Origin of the sequence: Bacillus sp. EKM202B (genome assembly GCF_011066025.1) — a bacterium.
Classification (GTDB): domain Bacteria; phylum Bacillota; class Bacilli; order Bacillales; family Bacillaceae_G; genus Bacillus_A; species Bacillus_A toyonensis.
In genome coordinates this window covers 1-227 of sequence record NZ_JAAMNK010000144.1, presented here as the reverse complement: position 1 = coordinate 227, position 227 = coordinate 1, and the positions used below count along the sequence as shown (strand labels likewise).

1 protein-coding gene is annotated in these 227 nt (G+C 29.5%); it reads right to left on the bottom strand.

Features of this window, described 5'->3' with window-relative positions:
* A partial coding sequence (locus G9F74_RS29785) for an MSCRAMM family protein (protein WP_395940745.1) occupies positions 1–227 on the bottom strand: 227 nt, incomplete at both ends.

Genomic DNA, 227 nt, shown 5'->3' with positions numbered 1-227 from the left:
ATCGTTTCTCCTTTTTCCTCTGTTATTAACTCCCCAACTACTTTTCCGTTTGAATCTTCTATATAAAACTTTGCTCCTGCTAGCTTTTTATTTTTATCATTTGTGTCTACTTTCACCAGCTTTATTTTCCCTATTGGATCTGGCAATTTTTTATTTCCTATTTTCATTTCTATTACTTTATCTTTTTCTACTTTTACAGCTACTTTATCTTTCAATAATTCATAACC